The 16,609-nt window shown below is 63.3% G+C and carries 15 protein-coding genes; 6 read left to right on the top strand and 9 right to left on the bottom strand.

Features of this window, described 5'->3' with window-relative positions; genetic code table 11:
- Positions 1-5 precede the first annotated feature (5 nt).
- The 6 genes from AB5Y54_RS20380 to AB5Y54_RS20355 all read right to left on the bottom strand — a co-directional run bounded on the left by AB5Y54_RS20380 (position 6) and on the right by AB5Y54_RS20355 (position 5,859).
- Positions 6-1,352: a carbohydrate porin gene (locus AB5Y54_RS20380; protein ID WP_134996939.1), complete on the bottom strand. Its 1,347-nt coding sequence runs from the start codon at positions 1,350-1,352 to the stop codon at positions 6-8.
- A 130-nt stretch (positions 1,353-1,482) separates the two neighbouring features.
- Entirely contained in the window at positions 1,483-2,391 is a 909-nt protein-coding gene (locus AB5Y54_RS20375) for an ROK family protein (protein ID WP_182976311.1), read from the bottom strand.
- 14 nt (positions 2,392-2,405) lie between these two features.
- Positions 2,406-2,717, bottom strand: coding sequence for a PTS N,N'-diacetylchitobiose transporter subunit IIA (chbA, locus tag AB5Y54_RS20370; RefSeq protein WP_041211758.1), 312 nt, complete (start codon positions 2,715-2,717; stop codon positions 2,406-2,408).
- A 32-nt stretch (positions 2,718-2,749) separates the two neighbouring features.
- A complete protein-coding gene (locus AB5Y54_RS20365; protein WP_143237037.1) occupies positions 2,750-4,132 on the bottom strand; it encodes a glycoside hydrolase family 1 protein in 1,383 nt (460 codons plus the stop codon).
- A gap of 47 nt (positions 4,133-4,179) precedes the next feature.
- Complete coding sequence (locus tag AB5Y54_RS20360; protein WP_143237036.1) at positions 4,180-5,526, bottom strand: PTS sugar transporter subunit IIC; 1,347 nt, start codon at positions 5,524-5,526, stop codon at positions 4,180-4,182.
- 27 nt (positions 5,527-5,553) lie between these two features.
- A complete protein-coding gene (locus AB5Y54_RS20355) occupies positions 5,554-5,859 on the bottom strand; it encodes a PTS sugar transporter subunit IIB (protein ID WP_041211761.1) in 306 nt (101 codons plus the stop codon).
- A 244-nt stretch (positions 5,860-6,103) separates the two neighbouring features.
- Here AB5Y54_RS20355 and AB5Y54_RS20350 point away from each other — a divergent pair, with 244 nt between their 5' ends.
- Positions 6,104-7,402 (top strand): PTS sugar transporter subunit IIC, encoded by a 1,299-nt coding sequence (locus AB5Y54_RS20350; RefSeq protein ID WP_143237035.1) that lies wholly within the window; start codon positions 6,104-6,106, stop codon positions 7,400-7,402.
- A gap of 29 nt (positions 7,403-7,431) precedes the next feature.
- Here the strand turns inward: AB5Y54_RS20350 and manA are convergent, their stop codons facing one another.
- Together manA and AB5Y54_RS20340 are read right to left on the bottom strand one after the other, a co-directional pair.
- Positions 7,432-8,631, bottom strand: coding sequence for a mannose-6-phosphate isomerase, class I (manA, locus tag AB5Y54_RS20345; RefSeq protein ID WP_368154256.1), 1,200 nt, complete (start codon positions 8,629-8,631; stop codon positions 7,432-7,434).
- A 410-nt stretch (positions 8,632-9,041) separates the two neighbouring features.
- On the bottom strand, positions 9,042-9,992 hold the full coding sequence (locus tag AB5Y54_RS20340; protein ID WP_010675784.1) for an AEC family transporter: 951 nt from the start codon (positions 9,990-9,992) through the stop codon (positions 9,042-9,044).
- Between the two features lie 134 nt (positions 9,993-10,126).
- Here AB5Y54_RS20340 and treR point away from each other — a divergent pair, with 134 nt between their 5' ends.
- The 4 genes from treR to AB5Y54_RS20320 all read left to right on the top strand — a co-directional run bounded on the left by treR (position 10,127) and on the right by AB5Y54_RS20320 (position 15,064).
- Positions 10,127-11,074: a trehalose operon repressor TreR gene (treR, locus tag AB5Y54_RS20335; RefSeq protein ID WP_041211765.1), complete on the top strand. Its 948-nt coding sequence runs from the start codon at positions 10,127-10,129 to the stop codon at positions 11,072-11,074.
- A 186-nt stretch (positions 11,075-11,260) separates the two neighbouring features.
- A complete protein-coding gene (gene treB / locus AB5Y54_RS20330) occupies positions 11,261-12,691 on the top strand; it encodes a PTS trehalose transporter subunit IIBC (RefSeq protein WP_010675786.1) in 1,431 nt (476 codons plus the stop codon).
- A gap of 88 nt (positions 12,692-12,779) precedes the next feature.
- The gene (treC, locus tag AB5Y54_RS20325) at positions 12,780-14,444 is read left to right on the top strand and encodes an alpha,alpha-phosphotrehalase (protein WP_201984840.1); all 1,665 of its coding nucleotides are present in this window, start codon (positions 12,780-12,782) and stop codon (positions 14,442-14,444) included.
- On the top strand, positions 14,444-15,064 hold the full coding sequence (locus tag AB5Y54_RS20320; RefSeq protein WP_029314833.1) for a sugar O-acetyltransferase: 621 nt from the start codon (positions 14,444-14,446) through the stop codon (positions 15,062-15,064). Before treC ends, AB5Y54_RS20320 begins: the two co-directional genes overlap by 1 nt.
- A gap of 87 nt (positions 15,065-15,151) precedes the next feature.
- On the opposite strand, the gene AB5Y54_RS20315 is transcribed toward AB5Y54_RS20320, so the two are convergent.
- Entirely contained in the window at positions 15,152-15,610 is a 459-nt protein-coding gene (locus tag AB5Y54_RS20315; RefSeq protein WP_010675789.1) for an Lrp/AsnC family transcriptional regulator, read from the bottom strand.
- 96 nt (positions 15,611-15,706) lie between these two features.
- Between AB5Y54_RS20315 and AB5Y54_RS20310 the strand changes: the two genes are divergently transcribed.
- Entirely contained in the window at positions 15,707-16,582 is an 876-nt protein-coding gene (locus AB5Y54_RS20310) for a DMT family transporter (protein WP_080560586.1), read from the top strand.
- Positions 16,583-16,609: the final 27 nt, after the last annotated feature.

Raw genomic sequence — 16,609 nt, 5'->3', positions numbered from 1 at the left:
GCTCCTTAGAACCACACTTCGCCCTGGACACCGAAGTTCCAGGTATCCGTCTTGCCACTGCGGGAGTAAGCCCCGGCTGAGAGGGTGCCGCTCCCCCAGTCGTAGTTGCCGTCGATGGCATCGGAGACGCCCTCATCCCACTTGGCGTAGGTGGCGAACAGACGCAGCTGCGGACGGCTCCAGAAGCCGGAGTCGAAGGTCAGGGTCGGCGCTATGGTCGCCTTTGTCATGCCCCCCTTGCCCTTGCTGCCCGCCACGCCCTTGTAGTTGTCATCGTCGAGGTACTCGTAGCCGACCTCATACTGCATGGCGAAGTTCCGGGTGATCTGCTGCATGGGACGCACCCCGGCAACCCACATGGAACGGCCCCAACCATCCTGATCCCCGGTCCACCAGCGGTAGCTCTTGTCCTTCTGGTAGAAGGCGAAGGTGGAGACATCCCAACCGTTGTCGAGAGAAGCCAGGCCGTCGAGCACCAGGCGCCAGGACTGGGTGTCATCCAGGTTGGACCAGCCCCAGCCGTTCTTGCCGAGGGAGTCGCCCGCCGCCAAGCCCTTGCCGAGCTGGGCCACGAAGCGGGAGTAACCGCCGGTCAGACCGTAGAAGCCGTCAAAGTTGTAGATGCCGGTGACGCCATAGCCCTTCTCGGCACTCTCCTTCCAGGCGTTGTTCTCGTTCTGGTTCATGTGGTGGGCGACCAGTTGCAGATCGATGGGGCCGCCCCCAATCTTCTTGAACCAGAGGTTGAGGGAGTAGTCGTCCGGATAACCCTGCTCGTTCGCGTCGTGGGGATAGGCCTTGGCCTCGTCGCTCGGGGTGAAGGCGTAGACGCCGACGTCAAACTTGGCGAAACCGATGTCGATGTTGTCCGCCCCGCCCCCGGTGCCGTTGTACTGGATGTACTCCCAGTCGTACTGGTGGCTGGAGGTGTTCGAGCTGCTGTAACGCTTGCCGGCCCAGAACACCACATCCGGTGCGAAGTCGAGCCTGGTCAGCTGGGCAAAGGCCTCGCGTACCTGAATGTCGTGGCCGTCGTCATCCACACAGTTCCAGTCGGACGTGCAGTCGGTCTCATGGGTCAGGTTGGCCTGGATCTTGGCGACCGGGCCGGCATCTGAGGTCAGGGTCACCTGGGGGATCAGCTCGAGCTTGGTGTTGTCCTCGTTACCCAGTCGCCATTTGCCATCCGGCATCAGGCCGACGGAGTCCACCCGGTTGCCATCCTGATTGGCCAGGATGCCTGAGCGGACATAGCCGTGCATGGCGAAGTCATACTTGTCGGCCAACACGGGGCCGCTGAACATGGCCAGGGTCAGCAGGGAAAGGGGCATGACCTTGTGCATTTTTTCCATCTTTGCTCTTCCTTTTTGTAACGTCCTATCGTGGTAAAAAAGGCCCCGGCCACGACATTGAGGGGCGCCGCAGGCAAGGGGCGGCCCCACGGTGCAGCCGGCACCGTGTATGGGTACTGAGGTGAGAGAGTCAGATCAGGGGGGTGGGCAGCCAGGCCGCACCGCGTACGCCGCTGCTGTCCCCGTGCCGTGCCGGCAGCAGCCGGGTCAGACAACGGTCGGTGAACAGCCAGGGGGTGATGGCCGCCGGCAAGTCCTCATAGAGGCGCGTTATGTTGGAGAGGCCACCACCGAAGACGATGACATCCGGGTCCAGCAGGTTGATGACGCTCGCCAGACTGCGCCCCAGGGCATGGAGGAAGTGCTCGTAGTGAGCCTGGGCCTCCTCGTCCCCCTCGGCCGCCGCCGTCAGGATCCCTTTCGGCGACAGACTGCGGCCATGGCGCTCGACGAAGCGCCCCGCGAACCCCGTCCCCGACACGAAGCGCTCGATGCAGTTGCGACGACCGCAGTAGCAGGGTTGGGCCGGGCCATCGCGCACCGGGTCATAGCCGGGCAACGGATTGTGTCCCCACTCGCCAGTGATGGCGTTGGGACCTACCAGCAGGCGCTGATGCGCCACTATGCCCCCGCCGCAGCCGGTGCCCAGGATGACCCCGAACACCAGGTTGGCACCGCTGCCCGCCCCGTCAACGGCCTCGGACAGGGTGAAGCAGTCCGCATCGTTGGCCAGCCAGACCGGCTGGCCGAGGGCGGCCTCCAGATCCGCCTTGAGCGGATGGCCGTTGAGGAACAGGCAGTTGGCGTTCTTGATGCAGCCGTTGTCGGCACGCACCGCCCCCGGCAAGCCGATGCCGATGCTGACCGGCGCACCGGCCTCTTCGGCGAAGCCGCGGATAAAACCGGTCACCACCTCGATGAAGGTCTGGTAACCCTGCTGCGGCGTCGCGATGCGGCGCCGGCACAGCTCGTTGCCCTCGCCGTCGAGCAGCAGCCCCTCCATCTTGGTGCCGCCGATATCCAGTCCCAGTCGCAACATCTCGCGCTCCTCTCTCAGGCGGCCTGACGGCGGTAGAGTTCGATGAGCTCGCACACCAGCTCCTTGGCCAGCATGGAGGTCATCAGGTGATCCTGGGCGTGCACCAATACCAGGGTGACCGGGATCTTGCCCTCCCCCTGATCCGCCTCGATCAGCCTGGTCTGCACCGCGTGGGCGGCGTTGGCCGCCTCGGTGGCCTGCCGCAGCAGGTCGTCCGCCTCGGCAAACTGCCCCAGCTTGGCGCTGCGCAGCGCCTCGTAGCACAGGCTGCGTGACTGGCCGGCGTTAATGATGATGCCCATGACGGTTTCTTCGAGATCAAACATCTTGTACTCCTTGGTGTTGCTGTGATGCCGGCTCAGAAGCCGCCGTTGCGGGATACGTCGGCGAACCACTCGCCACTCTTCTTGATGCGGCGCTCGCCGGTCGCCAGATCGAGGCGGACGAAGCCGTAACGGTTCTTGTAGGCGTTGCTCCACGACCAGTTGTCGACAAAGGTCCAGAGGTGATAGCCAAGGCACTGGCACCCCTCACCTATTCCCTTGTGCATCCAGCTCAGGTGATCGCGGATGAAGGCGATGCGGTAGTCGTCCTGGATCTGGCCCTGCTCGCCGAGGAACTTCTCCTCCCCCTCGACCCCCATGCCGTTTTCAGAGATGAAGCAGGGGATGTTGCCGTAGTGGTCCCGCAGGTTGACCAGGATGTCGTAGATGCCTTTCTCGTAGATCTCCCAGCCCCGGTGCGGGTTCATCTTGCGACCCGGCATCTCGTAGTAGTCGAAGAACCACTCCGGCATGAAGGGGCTGGCAGGATTGACCGCGTTGCTGCGGGCCTTGACCCGGCGCGGCTGGTAGTAGTTGACACCGAGCAGGTCCACCTTGCCGGCGGCCAGCAGCGCGCGATCTTCCGGCTCGCTGGCCGGCAACTGGTCATATTCCCGCAGCAGCGCCACCAGCTCGGTCGGGTATTCACCCTTGACCGCCGGGTCGAGGAAGCTGCGGTTGAAGAAGAGGTCGGCAATGTTGGCCGCCTTCAGATCCGCCGGATGCTGGGAACGCGGATAGGAAGGGGTCAGGTTCAGGATGATGCCGATCTGGCCGTCCTGGCCCTGGGCGCGATAGGCCTGCACCGCCTTGGCGTGGGCCAGCATGGTGTGGTAGGCCACGGTCGCGGCACGGCGGAAGTCCACCACGTTCGGGTAGTGGAAGTCATAGAGATAGCCCCCCTCGACCGGCACGATCGGCTCGTTGAAGGTGAACCAGTGTTTGACCTTGCCCCCGAACAGCCGGAAGCAGGTGGCGGCAAACTCGGCGAAGGCGTCGACCACCTTGCGACTCTCCCAGCCCCCTTGCTCCTGCATGGACATCGGCATGTCGAAGTGGAACAGGTTGATGAAGGGGGTGATGCCACGGGCCAGCAGCTCGTCGAGCATGGCGTGGTAGAAGCGCACCGCCTCCGGGTTGGGTTCGCCACGCCCCTGGGGCAGGAGGCGCGCCCAGGAGATGGAGGTGCGGAAACTGTTGTGACCTATCTCCTGCATCAGGGCGATGTCATCCCGAAAATGCTGGTAGAAGGTGGAGGTATCGGCCGGTCCCACCTGCTGGTGGAAGCGGTTCGGCTCGATGGCAAACCAGTGATCCCAGATGGTCGGGGCCTTGCCGCCCTGGAGGCTGGCGCCCTCGGCCTGAGGGGCGGATGAGGCACTGCCCCACCAGAAGGTGTCGGGGAAACGGAACTGCATGGTGTGTCTCCTGTCAGGCCGCCATGGAATGGCGGCCGATGGTTCGATTAGCGGATGTTCTGACGGGTCGCCATGGCGACGTCGCCGGTGAAGGCTTTTTCAGCTTCTTCTCTCTCCTCTTCCTGCTTGAGCAGGCTGCGCTCGTAGGCTTTCAGGAAGGGGTAATACATGACGGCGGCCGAGCACATGCACAGGATGCACATCAGCGCCGGGCTGATGGCCCAGTTCGCGGCCCAGGAGGCACCGATGGGGGCTGGTGTGGTCCAGGGGGTCAGGGACGCCACCCGTGCCACCAGCCCCAGATCCAGCGCGAACCAGGCCAGGGTGGCGTTCATCATGGGCACCAGGATGAAGGGCAGGAAGAACACCGGGTTCATCACGATAGGGGCGCCAAACAGGATGGGTTCATTGATGTTGAACAGACCCGGCACCACGCCCATCTTGCCGATGGATCTCAGGTGGGCCGCCTTGCTGCGCAACAGCAGGAAGGCCAGCGGCAGGGTGGAGCCAACACCGCCGATGAGCAGGTAGTGATCCCAGAAGCCCTGCAGGAAGATGTGGGGCAGTACCTCGCCCGCCGCCATGGCCGCCTGGTTGTTGGCCAGATTGGCCATCCAGAAGGGGTTCATGATGCCGGTAACGATCAGGGCACCGTGGATCCCGGCAAACCAAAGGATCTGGCACAGCAGCACGGCCAGCAGCATGGCGGGCAGGGTGTCGGAGGCGGCGACCAGGGGCTTGATCAGGGCCATGATGGCCTCGGGCAGGATCATCCCCGTGCTGCTCTCAAGGATCAGATTGAGCGGATGCAGGGTCAGGATGATGAGCAACACCGGGATCAGCACCTCGAACGAGCGCGCCACCCCGGTCGGCACCTGAGGAGGCAGCTTGATGGTGATGTTGTGCTTCTTGAGGAAGGCATAGACTTCGGCGGCATAGATGGCGGTGATCAGGGCCGTGAAGATCCCCTGGCCCGAGAAGTACTGCATCGAGATCTGGCCATCCTTGACGGGCGCGGCCACCAGCATGAAGGCCATCAGGCAGAGCAGGCCCGTGGTGACCGGATCCAGCCCGTTTTGCCTGGCCAGGCTGGCACCGATGCCCACCGAGATGAACAGGGTCATCAGCCCCATGCTGAGCTGGAACGGCAGCAGCAGCTGGGCCTGATAGGTGCCGGCGAAGTCAAGCCAGGCCCGGGCAAAGCCCCACTGGGTCTCTTGCGAGAAGGGGGGGAAGATGAACACCAGCATGAAGCTGCCGACGATCATGAAAGGCAGCGCGGCGATGAAACCATCGCGGATGGCCTGGATGTACTTCTGCTGACCGAGACGGCCGGCCAGTGGGCTTATCTTCTGCTCGATCACCGAGACGAAGCGGTCGTAAAGCGTGTTCATGGACTGTTCCTTGTGAAATGAGCCGGGTTAGCCGATCAGCGACAGCGCATGGTCCAGCACCTTGTCGCCCCGCTGCATGCCGTAATCGATCATGTCGATGGTGGCCACCGGCACGCCGTGCGGTGCCGCACGCCCGGCCAGCTCCGCCTGCATGTACTTGACCTGGGGGCCTAGCAGCACGACCTGGTAGTGGGGCATCTGGTTGTCGAACTCGCTGGCACCGAAGGCGTTGATCTCGGCCTCCAGACCGCGTTTCGCCGCCTCTTCCTTCATCTTCTTGACCAGCAGGCTGGTGGACATGCCGGAGGAGCAGCACAACATGATCTTCTTCATCAGATAATCTCCTTGGGGTGGTATGGGAGGGATTGTGCCGATCTCGGAAATGAATGGAAACCGGTTTCCATTTTGATTCATTTCATTTGTGATCCAGGTCGACCATTCCCTGGAGAAGCGTGCCTTTTTTGTGAGCCAGCTAGAAAAACAGGGAAACTCGGTTGGTGAATACGGACGCTGAGTCCGAAAGAGAGCAGAATGGAGGCACGCCATAGCGCCTGGCGAGAAGAGGAAAGATGCCGCAATGAACATGCAAGTGATGGGGATGCTGGCCAGCATTGTTGAACAAAGAATGATACCGGTCGCCAACTGGCTGACACGCAGTCGGCACGTGATGGCACTCAGAGACGGGTTTCAGCTCGCCATGCCCTTCATCATCGTCGGCAGTCTGCTGGTGCCCATCCTCTATCCCCCTGTCACCAGCGACAACGCCCACCCGCTGGCCATCGCCCTGCGGGACCTCTCCCAGCAGCTGATGCCCTGGCTGTATCCTGTCTACAGCCATACCGCCGGCCTGGTCTCCCTCATCATCGCCTTCGGAGCCGCCGCCAGCCTGGCCAAGGCGTATGAGATGCCGGAGCGCCTCTCCGGCCTGTGCGGCTGCGTCGCCTTCCTGCTGCTCATCGACTTTCGCTCGGCACAGGGAGGGGTCTTCGGCTACCTGGGAGGACTCGGGATTTTCACCGCCCTGCTGGCGGCCTTCTATACGGTGGAGGTCATCCGCCTGTTCCAGCGGGCCGGCTGGATCATCCAGTTTCCCGAGGAGGTCCCCCTGATGACCCGCCAGGGATTCCAGCTGATCATTCCCCTGCTGTTTATCACCCTCTCCCTCAGCTTGCTGCGGCTCTGGCTGCAACAGCATTTCGGGATATCGCTGCCCGAGCTGATGGAGTACCTGTTCCAGCCCCTGGTCACCGGCGCCGATACCTTGCCGGCACTGCTCATCGCCCTGCTGGTGGCACACCTGCTCTGGTTCATGGGGGTGCACGGGGCCCTCATCGTCAACGGCCTGCTCTCCCCGTTCTGGATGGCGGGTCTGAGCGCCAACCAGGGCGCACTGATGGCAGGGGAGCCCCTGCCCCACATCTTCCTGCAGGGGTTCTGGGACTACTACCTGCTGATCGGAGGCATAGGCACCACCCTGCCCCTGGTCTTTATGGCCATGCGCAGCCGCAGCCGAACCCTGCACTCGGTCGGCCGGCTCGGCCTCATCCCCTCGCTGTTCAACATCAACGAGCCCCTGCTGTTCGGTTTTCCCATCATCATGAACCCGCTCTTCTTCCTGCCCTTCATAGGGGTCCCCATGGTCAATGCCACCCTGGCCTGGCTGCTGACCGAGTGGGGCTACCTGGATCGCTTCGTCGCCATGTTGCCCTGGTCCATGCCCTCTCCCCTGGGGGCAGCCTGGGCCGCCAATGGCAGCCTGGCCAACGCCCTCATGGTGCTGGTCTGCATCCTCAACAGCTACGTGCTCTACCGCCCCTTCTTCATCGCTCACGAGCGGATGCTGCTGGCCCAGGAGACGGAGCGCAGGGCTCACTGATCAAGCAGGCCGCCCCGAGGCGGCCTGACTCAACGGTTGCCTGCGCGGGCAAAACTGCCCTGGGCCTGCACCTCATAAGGGCCGAGGCAGGCTGGCAGGAAGGCTGACTGCCCCCTATCCAATACCAGGGGGGGCTGGCCGTCACGGTGCAGGGAGAGGGAGCCATTGATGGCAAACAGGATCTCCGCGCTCGTCGTGACCAGCCTGTGTTCCCCCTCGCCGTAGACACTGAAGGTGAAGTCGGGGACAGGCACATCGAAGTGTTGCGCCCCTTCCTCCGCACGGGGAGAGATCAGGAGCGTCTCGACCGGCTTGGGCCGGCATTTGGTGCAGGCGAGCAGTTCGTCCACGTCCAGATGCTTGGCGGTCAGCCCGGCCCGCAGCACGTTGTCGGAGTTGGCCATGATTTCGAGCCCGGTCCCATGGACATAGGCATGGGGGGTACCGGTATCCAGATACATGGCCTGGCCCGGGGGCAGCGTCACCACATTGAGCAACAGGGGAGCAAACAGACCCACGTCCCCCGGATACTGGGTGAACAGGTCCAGCACTAGGGCAAAAGTCTCGTCCTGACGATCGCGCTCGGCACAGACCCTGAGGGCGGCGAGTGCCGTCTCTTTGCTCTCCCCCTCCAGAGTCAGCAGAGCCCGGAAGAAACGTGCCAGTCCGCCCTCGCTCTGATCGGCGGCGAACACCTCCACCAGCGGCGCCAGACTGGCCGCCGCCACCCGCTCAAACAGCACCAGGATGGCGGCAAAGTCACGAAAACCGTTCATCGCCTGATAGGGGGTCAGGGCGAACACCAGCTCGGGCTTGTGGTTGTCATCGCGATAGTTGCGGTAGGGAGCATCGATGGCGATACCCTCCGCCACCTCGCGAGCAAACCCGGCCTCGGCCTGAGCCTTGCTGGGGTGAACCTGGATGGAGAGCGCCTTCTCGGCACAGAGCACCTTGAACAGGAAGGGCAGCCCCCCGAAGCGGGCGTAGGTGGATTCGCCCAGTATCGCCACGCCGCGCCCGGCGATCAGCTCGGACAGAGGCGTCGGCAGGCCAGCTACCTCGACCTGTGAACAGCCGTTGGGATGAGCCCCCATCCAGAGCTCGGCCTGAGGCTTGCGCTCCGGATTCGTGATCCCGAACAGCCGGGTCAAGGCGTCACGGCTACCCCAGTCATATTCCTGGATCGGGTTTCGCATCAGAAATGCTGTCGATAAATACATGATGGACATCTCATGGTGATGGTGGAAGGGAGATGTCCGGAATGTATCAGCCCAACCCAATTACGGAAACCGGTTTCCACTATTGGAGTGATCCACATCAGATAATGACGCCATGAGAGGGGGGTGGCGACAGGTCGACATAAGGGAAGAAAACCTCTGTCCAGCGCGCCTGCGTATCAAGGGTAGGCGTTGTTCAGGCAGCCACGACCTGGCGTGGTGTCATGATACGGCCCAGGAGGATAAGGACGTCAGCCAGCAGCCAGCTGGGGGAATAATGAGGCGAAAGAGGGCAATACTCGGAGCCTGCCGGCCCATTTGACGGCAAGCGCTTTCCAAAACAGGAGGGTGTGACTGAGGGGGGCGTTCGTCGGAGACGGGTCAGGGCAGACCAGAGAGTTGGGTCTGCCCTGAGTGCCGGGCTAGCCCATCAGCCCCAGGTAGTTCATTAGGGTGGCCCCCAGGCTGGTGGTGACGAGCGAGCCCAGGGTGGTGGTGGCGATGATGTTGGCCGCGAGGGCACTGTCACCCCCCATGGCACGGGTCATCACATAGCTGGCGGCGGCGGTGGGGGTAGAGCTGATGAGAAACAGGATGCCGAGGGCCTGAGGGCTGAAGCCGAGGGCCCAGGCCCCCAGCACCAGCAGCACGGGGATGCAGCACAGCCGGTTGACCGTGGCCCAGCCGGTCAGCATGGCGCCGCCGCGCAGGGCCTTGAGGTTGAGGCTGGCGCCGGTGCAGAGCAGGGCCAGCGGCAGGGTCATGTTGGCGAAATAGTTGCCCGTGCTGATGACCAGCTGGGGCAGTTCGATGCCGAGCAGACCGAAGGGCAGGGCCGCCAGAATGGCGATGATGAGGGGGTTTTTGACTATCCCCTTGAGTATGGGTGTGAGCCCCTTTCCGCCCCCCAGGCTGCGGGTCAGGGTGATCACCGCGAGGATGTTGTAGAGCACTGTGATGGAGCCCACCAGCAGGGCGGCGGCCCCTATCCCCTCCGGGCCGTAGGCGTTTTGCACATAGGCCAGCCCCATGATCCCCATGTTGCCGCGAAAGCTGCCCTGCACGAAGATGCCCCGCAGTTTCTGCTCGCTGATGAAACGGGCCGCCAGCACCTCCAGCACCAGGAAACCAGCGAGGGTGCCGAGCAGGCCGTAGAGGATGAGCCAGGGGCTCGGCATGGTGGAAAAATCGGTGCGCACCATGCTCAGAAACAAGAGGGCTGGCAGGGTGACCTGGAACACCAGACGGGAGGCAGACTCGACGAAGCTGTCGGGCAAAAGACCCAGCCGCTTGAGCCAGATGCCGAGTACCAGCACCAGACAGATGGGGCCCGTGATGGAGAGAGAGAAGTGCAGACTTGCCAACAGATCCATGATGCGCGTCCTGTGCAACGGCGAAGAAAGTCGCCTGGGAAAGGGCATTCTAACGCCATGGGCTTGTATTCACAGGAGTTAATCACAACAATGTCTGCATCCCGGTTGTCGCCCTCCCCTGTCACGGATCCCCCATGGAAAAGAAACTGACCATCCTCGATATCGCTCGCCTCAGCGGGGTCGGCAAGTCGACCGTCTCCCGGGTGCTCAATCAGGATCCCAAGGTCAATGCCCAGACCAGGGCCAGGGTCGAATCGGTGATCGCCCAGCACGGTTTCGTCCCGAGCAAATCGGCGCGGGCCATGCGCAGCCAGAGCCAGCAGGTGGTCGGCATCGTGGTGTCGCGCCTCGACTCCAGCTCCGAGAACCAGGCGGTGCGCGGCATGCTGGAGACCCTCTACCAGCGTGGCTACGACGCCGTGCTGATGGAGAGCAAGTTCTCCCCCGCCAAGGTGAGCGAGCACCTGGCGGTGCTGGAGCGGCGCGGGGTGGACGGCATCATCCTGTTTGCCTTCAACGATCTGGACTATGCCGCCATGGCGCCGCTCAGGGAGAAACTGGTGCTGATGGCCCGTGAGCGCCCCGGCTTCTCGTCGGTCTGCTTCGACGATGACGGGGCGGTGCGCGCCGTGCTCGCCCACCTCGGGGAGCGTGGCCTGACCGAGGTCGCCTATCTCGGGGTGGAACGCAGCGATCTCACCACCGGGCTGCGTCGGCATCAGGCTTACCTCGACTACTGTCGGGAACAGGGGCGCACACCCCGCAGCGCCCTCGGGGATCTCGGTCTGCAAAGCGGCTATCGGCTCGCGGCCGAGCTGCTCACCCCCACCACCCAGGCCATGGTCTGTGCCAGCGACACCCTGGCCATCGGTGCCGCCAAGTACCTGCAGGAGCAGGGGCGCACCGACATCCTGGTGAGCGGACTTGGCAGCAATCCCATGCTGACGTTCCTCTTTGCCAACACCCTCAGCCTGGATTTCGGCTACAAGGACGCCGGCATCCTGGCCGCCAGACAGCTGCTCGATCAGATTGAAGAGGGGCAGCCCCCCAGAGCGACCATCGCCCCCTGTCAGCCCCTGTAGTCTATCTTTTCCTCCATTCCCGGCGTTTTGCGCTTTTTGTGACCAGTGCCACGAATTGGGAACGTTCCCATTGCCGATGCCAGCCACTGGCTTCATGCTGATTGGGAACGATACCAATAAACGGGCGGTCCTTGGCCAGCCGGTAAAGACACGACCATTATTCATGGAGTCACAGAGGGAAGGCTCATGTCAAAAGTCAACACACAGCATCTGGCGCAACTGATCGAGCGGATCGGCGGCAAAGAGAACATCACCACTGTCAGCCACTGCCTGACCCGGCTCAGGTTCGTGCTGGCCGATCCGGCCAAGGCCGATCCCAAGGCCATCGAGACCATCCCTTCGGTGAAGGGGAGCTTCACCCAGGGTGGCCAGTTCCAGGTGGTGATCGGCAACGAGGTGGATCAGTGGTACAAGGCGCTCACCCAGGAGATCGGCGTGAGCGGCGGCAGCAAGGAGGCCGCCAAACAGGCCGCCCGCCACAACATGAACCCGTTGGAGCGCGGCATCTCCCACCTGGCGGAGATCTTCGTCCCCCTGCTGCCCGCCATCATCACCGGTGGTCTGATCCTGGGCTTTCGCAACGTCATCGGCGACATCAAGATGTTCGACGACGGCACCCACACCCTCACCGAGATCAGCCAGTTCTGGGCCCAGGTGCACGCCTTCCTCTGGCTGCTGGGTGAAGCCATCTTCCACTTCCTGCCGGTGGGTGTCTGCTGGTCTGCGGTGAAGAAGATGGGCGGCTCCGAGATCCTCGGCATCGTGCTGGGTGTCACGCTGGTGTCGCCGCAACTGATGAACGCCTATGGCATCGGCCAGCAGACCCCGGAAGTGTGGGACTTCGGCCTCTTCGTCATCCAGAAGGTAGGGTATCAGGCCCAGGTCATTCCGGCCCTGCTGGCGGGTGTCTTCCTCGCCTGGGTGGAAACCAGCCTCAAGCGCATCATCCCGGCCTATCTCTACCTGGTGATTGTGCCCTTCATCTCCCTGCTGCTGGCGGTGATCGTGGCACACGCCCTGATCGGTCCGTTCGGCCGCTGGATTGGTGACGGCGTCGGCTTTGCCGCCAAGGCGGCCATGACGGGTTCGTTTGCCCCCATCGGCGCCGCCCTGTTCGGCTTCCTCTATGCGCCCCTGGTCATCACCGGCATCCACCACACCACCAACGCGGTGGACCTGCAACTGATGCAGAGCATGGGCGGCACCCCCATCTGGCCGCTGATCGCCCTCTCCAACATCGCCCAGGCGTCTGCGGTCGTCGGCATCATCCTGATCAGCCGCAAGGAGAACGAGCGGGAGATCTCGGTCCCGGCCGCCATCTCCGCCTATCTCGGGGTGACCGAGCCGGCCATGTACGGCATCAACCTCAAGTACAAGTTCCCCATGTTGTGCGCCATGGTGGGCTCAAGCTGTGCGGCTCTCATCTGCGGCTTCGCCGGTGTGATGGCCAACGGCATCGGGGTGGGCGGCCTGCCGGGCATCCTCTCCATCCAGCCGCAATACTGGGGCATCTACGCCATCGCCATGCTGGTGGCCATCGTGGTCCCCGCCCTGCTGACCCTGCTGGTCTACAAGCGCCAGCAGGCTGCCGGCAAGCTGGATCTGGCCACGGCCTGATCCACACAACCTCGGCGGAGCCCTGGCTCCGCCCTTTATCGTTGCCCTGTTCCAACTAATCCGGTTTCAACCAATGAGCGAACCAACCATGACACAGACACCCTGGTGGCAAAGCGCCGTGATTTACCAGATCTACCCCAAAAGCTTTCAGGATTCCGGCGCCCGTGGCACCGGTGATCTCAAGGGGATCATGGCCCGCCTCGACTATCTCAAGACGCTGGACGTCGATGCCCTCTGGCTGACCCCGGTCTACGTCTCCCCCCAGGTGGACAACGGCTACGACATCGCCGACTACCTGAATATTGATCCGGCCTACGGCACCATGACCGACTTCGAGGCCCTGCTGGCCGCCGCCCATGATCGCGGCATCCGCATCGTGATGGATATCGTGGTCAACCACACCTCCACCGAGCACGCCTGGTTCAAGTCGGCGCTGGGGGACAAGAACAGCCCCTATCGCGACTACTACATCTGGAAAGATCCGGTGGACGGCGGCGTGCCCAACAACTGGCAATCCAAGTTTGGCGGCAGCGCCTGGGAGCTGGACCCGGCCACCGGCCAGTACTACCTGCACCTCTTTGCCCGCGAGCAGGCGGATCTCAACTGGGAAAACCCGGCCGTGCGCGCCGAGGTGAAGAAGATCATCCATTTCTGGGCGAAGAAAGGGGTCGACGGTTTCCGCCTCGACGTCATCAACCTCATCTCCAAGGCTCAGGCATTCCCTGACGACGAGGTGGGGGATGGCCGCCGCTTCTACACCGACGGGCCGCGCATCCACGAATTTTTGCAGGATGTGAGCCGCGACGTCTTCGCCCCAGTGGGGGCCATGACGGTGGGGGAGATGTCCTCTACTTCTCTGGAGCACTGCCAGCGCTATGGCGCCCTCGATGGCTCCGAGCTCTCCATGGTGTTCAACTTCCATCACCTCAAGGTGGATTACCCGGGCGGCGACAAATGGACCAAGGCCCCGTTCGATTTCCTCGAACTCAAGCGCATCTTCAACCACTGGCAGAGCGGTATGCATGGCAAGGGGTGGTCGGCGCTGTTCTGGTGCAACCACGATCAGCCGCGCATCGTCTCCCGTTTCGGCGATGAGGGCGAGCATAGGGTGGTCGCCGCCAAGATGCTGGCCAGCACGCTGCACGGCCTGCAGGGGACGCCCTACATCTATCAGGGGGAGGAAATCGGCATGACCAACCCCGGTTATGAGCGCATCGATGACTATCAGGATGTGGAGAGCCGCAACATCTTCGCCATCAAGCAGGCGGAAGGGATGAGCGAGGCCGAGATCCTCGCCATTCTCGGCGCCAAGTCCCGGGACAACTCGCGCACCCCGATGCAGTGGAGTGCGGCCCCCAATGCGGGCTTCACCGCCGGCACCCCCTGGCTCAAGCCCGCCGCCAACTACCCCGAGATCAACGCCGAGACGGCGCTCGCCGACCAGCACTCAGTGTTCTGGCACTATCGGGATCTCATCGCCCTTCGCAAGGCGCACCCCATCTTCACTCAGGGGGATTATCAGGAGCTGCTGACCGGGCACCCGCAGATCTGGGCCTATGTCCGCCGCGCCGACGGTCAGACCCTGCTGGTGGTGAGCAACTTCTACGGCGAGCCGGTGGAGTTTGCCCTGCCTGCCGAGCTGCAAAGCGGGGAGGGGCGACTGCTGCTTGGCAACTACCCGGATAGCCCGGCCCGGCCGCAATCCTGCAAGCTGCGCCCTTACGAATCCCTGATCTGGCTGATGGAGCAATGATGACTGACGCAACGACAGTGCAGCGGCCCGCTGTGCGTGGCCCCGAGTGGCAGAAGATGGTGGCGGGAGCGCCCTATGATGCAGGGGACCCCGAACTGCGGGCTGCGCGGGAGCAGTGCCGCGCCCTGCTGGGAGAACTGAACCGGGAGCGAACCGATGCCCCTGGTTGGGATGAGCGCCTCACCCGCCTGCTGGGTGGCCGCGCAGAACGCTGTTTCATCACGCCCCCCTTCTTCTGCGACTATGGCGCCAACATCTTTGTCGGCGAGAATTTCTACGCCAATTTCAACTGCACCATCCTGGATGTGTGCGAGGTACACATAGGCGACAACGTGCTGCTGGCCCCCGGAGTGCAGATCTACACCGCTACCCACCCGGTGGCGGTAGCGCCTCGCATCAAGGGGGTCGAGTTCGGCAAGCCGGTGCGCATCGGCAACAACGTCTGGATTGGGGGCAGCGTCGTCATCTGCCCGGGCGTCACCATAGGGGACAACAGCGTCATCGGGGCGGGGTCCGTTGTCACCAGAGACATTCCGGCAGGCGTGGTGGCGGTCGGCAATCCCTGCCGGGTCTTGCGCCCCATGACGGCAGAGGAGCTGGCGCCCGGGGAACCTGGCTGACACAGAAGGGGCAGGCCGTACCTGCCCCTGTTCCTTTCCCTGACGGCGCTCCCGCAATGCCGGCAAGGCTTCGGCGCAACCTCCTCTTTACCCGGGCAGCAAGGCGCTGCAACGCTTGTGCTGTCCCATGACCACCAGAGTCTTGAAACTGCGCACCTGATCCCTGGCATGGAGCACCCGACGGGTGAACTGCTCGTAACTTTGCATGTCCCTAGCGGCCACTTGCAGCACGAAGTCCTGCTCCCCCGTCACATACCAGAGATCCATCACCTCGGGTTCCCGCTGCAGGCTGGCGATCATCTCATCGACGATGCGGCCATGATCCCGCTCCAGGGTCACCAGCACCAGCATGGTGATGGGCCAGCCCATGGTGGACGGTGCCACCAGCGCCACTTCCCGCTCGATGAGACCGGACTCCCGCAAGGCGCGGACGCGGCGGTAGCAGGCTGGGGCGGAAAGACCGACCCTGTGGGCCAGCTCCGGCGTGGGCAGACGGGCATCCTGTTGCAGCTCGGCGAGGATGAGCAGATCAAATTTGTCGGTCATGGGGTTCATTAGATAAAAATTATCGCACAAGGCCAGTATTAGACCGGTTTTACCCAAGTCTCCAGATATATTTTACTGCTCATCGTCCTGCCCGGTATGAATACCATGCAACCCAACCCCAATGCCCTCTCCTCTCTTCTGGCCGTCCTGCTCGCCATGCTGTCGATCACCCTCGGCGCCTCCCTGGCCAAATCCCTGTTTCCCCTGCTCGGAGCCGCAGGCACGACCCTGTTCCGGCTGGGGTGCGCCGCCCTCCTTCTCTCCCTGGTGTTTCGCATCTGGCGTGCCCCCCTCGACCGATGCACCCTGCTGGGCGCCATCCCCTACGGCCTGTCGCTTGGGGCCATGAACCTGCTCTTCTATCTCGCCATCGCACGCATTCCCCTCGGCGTTGCCCTGGCCATCGAGTTCATCGGCCCCCTGACAGTGGCCCTGCTCTCCTCACGCCACCGGGCAGACTTCATCTGGCTGATACTGGCCATCGCCGGGCTGCTGCTGCTCTTGCCCCTGCGGGCAACACAGCAGGCCATCGATCCCCTGGGGGCCGCACTGGCTCTCGGGGCTGGCCTCTTCTGGGGGCTCTATATGCTCACCGGAAAGCGGGCAGGAGCCTTGCTGGGCGCACAGGCTCCGGCGCTGGGCATGTGGGTGGGCACCCTGCTGGTATTGCCCTTCGGGCTGGAGGGGGCGATCGAGGCGTCATTCACCGTCCCCGTGATCCTCACCATCATCGGGGTGGGGCTGCTCTCGAGCGCCATCCCCTACTCTCTCGAGATGTTTGCCCTGCGCCGCCTTCCCCTCAAGAGCTACGGCATTCTCACCAGCGGTGAACCGGCCATGGGAGCCTTGATGGGACTGATATGGCTGGGCGAGCAGTTGCCCCCGTCCCAATGGCTCGGGATAGCCGCCATCATCGCCGCCTCCATGGGCACCACCTGGCAGGCGGGTCGTCGACAAGCCGGCTCCGCCTGAACCAAAAAAACGGGGCCGGCGATGACC

It is taken from the genome of Aeromonas sp. s9, assembly GCF_040907765.1.
Taxonomy (GTDB): Bacteria; Pseudomonadota; Gammaproteobacteria; order Enterobacterales; family Aeromonadaceae; genus Aeromonas; species Aeromonas caviae.
This window is presented reverse-complemented; position numbering and strand designations above follow the sequence as displayed.

Coding starts and splice junctions, on each gene's coding strand:
- AB5Y54_RS20380 (WP_134996939.1), bottom strand. CDS start 1,352: ATGGAAAAAATGCACAAGGTCATGCCCCTTTCCCTGCTGACCCTGGCC.
- AB5Y54_RS20375 (WP_182976311.1), bottom strand. CDS start 2,391: ATGTTGCGACTGGGACTGGATATCGGCGGCACCAAGATGGAGGGGCTG.
- chbA (WP_041211758.1), bottom strand. CDS start 2,717: ATGTTTGATCTCGAAGAAACCGTCATGGGCATCATCATTAACGCCGGC.
- AB5Y54_RS20365 (WP_143237037.1), bottom strand. CDS start 4,132: ATGCAGTTCCGTTTCCCCGACACCTTCTGGTGGGGCAGTGCCTCATCC.
- AB5Y54_RS20360 (WP_143237036.1), bottom strand. CDS start 5,526: ATGAACACGCTTTACGACCGCTTCGTCTCGGTGATCGAGCAGAAGATA.
- AB5Y54_RS20355 (WP_041211761.1), bottom strand. CDS start 5,859: ATGAAGAAGATCATGTTGTGCTGCTCCTCCGGCATGTCCACCAGCCTG.
- AB5Y54_RS20350 (WP_143237035.1), top strand. CDS start 6,104: ATGAACATGCAAGTGATGGGGATGCTGGCCAGCATTGTTGAACAAAGA.
- manA (WP_368154256.1), bottom strand. CDS start 8,631: ATGTCCATCATGTATTTATCGACAGCATTTCTGATGCGAAACCCGATC.
- AB5Y54_RS20340 (WP_010675784.1), bottom strand. CDS start 9,992: ATGGATCTGTTGGCAAGTCTGCACTTCTCTCTCTCCATCACGGGCCCC.
- treR (WP_041211765.1), top strand. CDS start 10,127: ATGGAAAAGAAACTGACCATCCTCGATATCGCTCGCCTCAGCGGGGTC.
- treB (WP_010675786.1), top strand. CDS start 11,261: ATGTCAAAAGTCAACACACAGCATCTGGCGCAACTGATCGAGCGGATC.
- treC (WP_201984840.1), top strand. CDS start 12,780: ATGACACAGACACCCTGGTGGCAAAGCGCCGTGATTTACCAGATCTAC.
- AB5Y54_RS20320 (WP_029314833.1), top strand. CDS start 14,444: ATGACTGACGCAACGACAGTGCAGCGGCCCGCTGTGCGTGGCCCCGAG.
- AB5Y54_RS20315 (WP_010675789.1), bottom strand. CDS start 15,610: ATGACCGACAAATTTGATCTGCTCATCCTCGCCGAGCTGCAACAGGAT.
- AB5Y54_RS20310 (WP_080560586.1), top strand. CDS start 15,707: ATGAATACCATGCAACCCAACCCCAATGCCCTCTCCTCTCTTCTGGCC.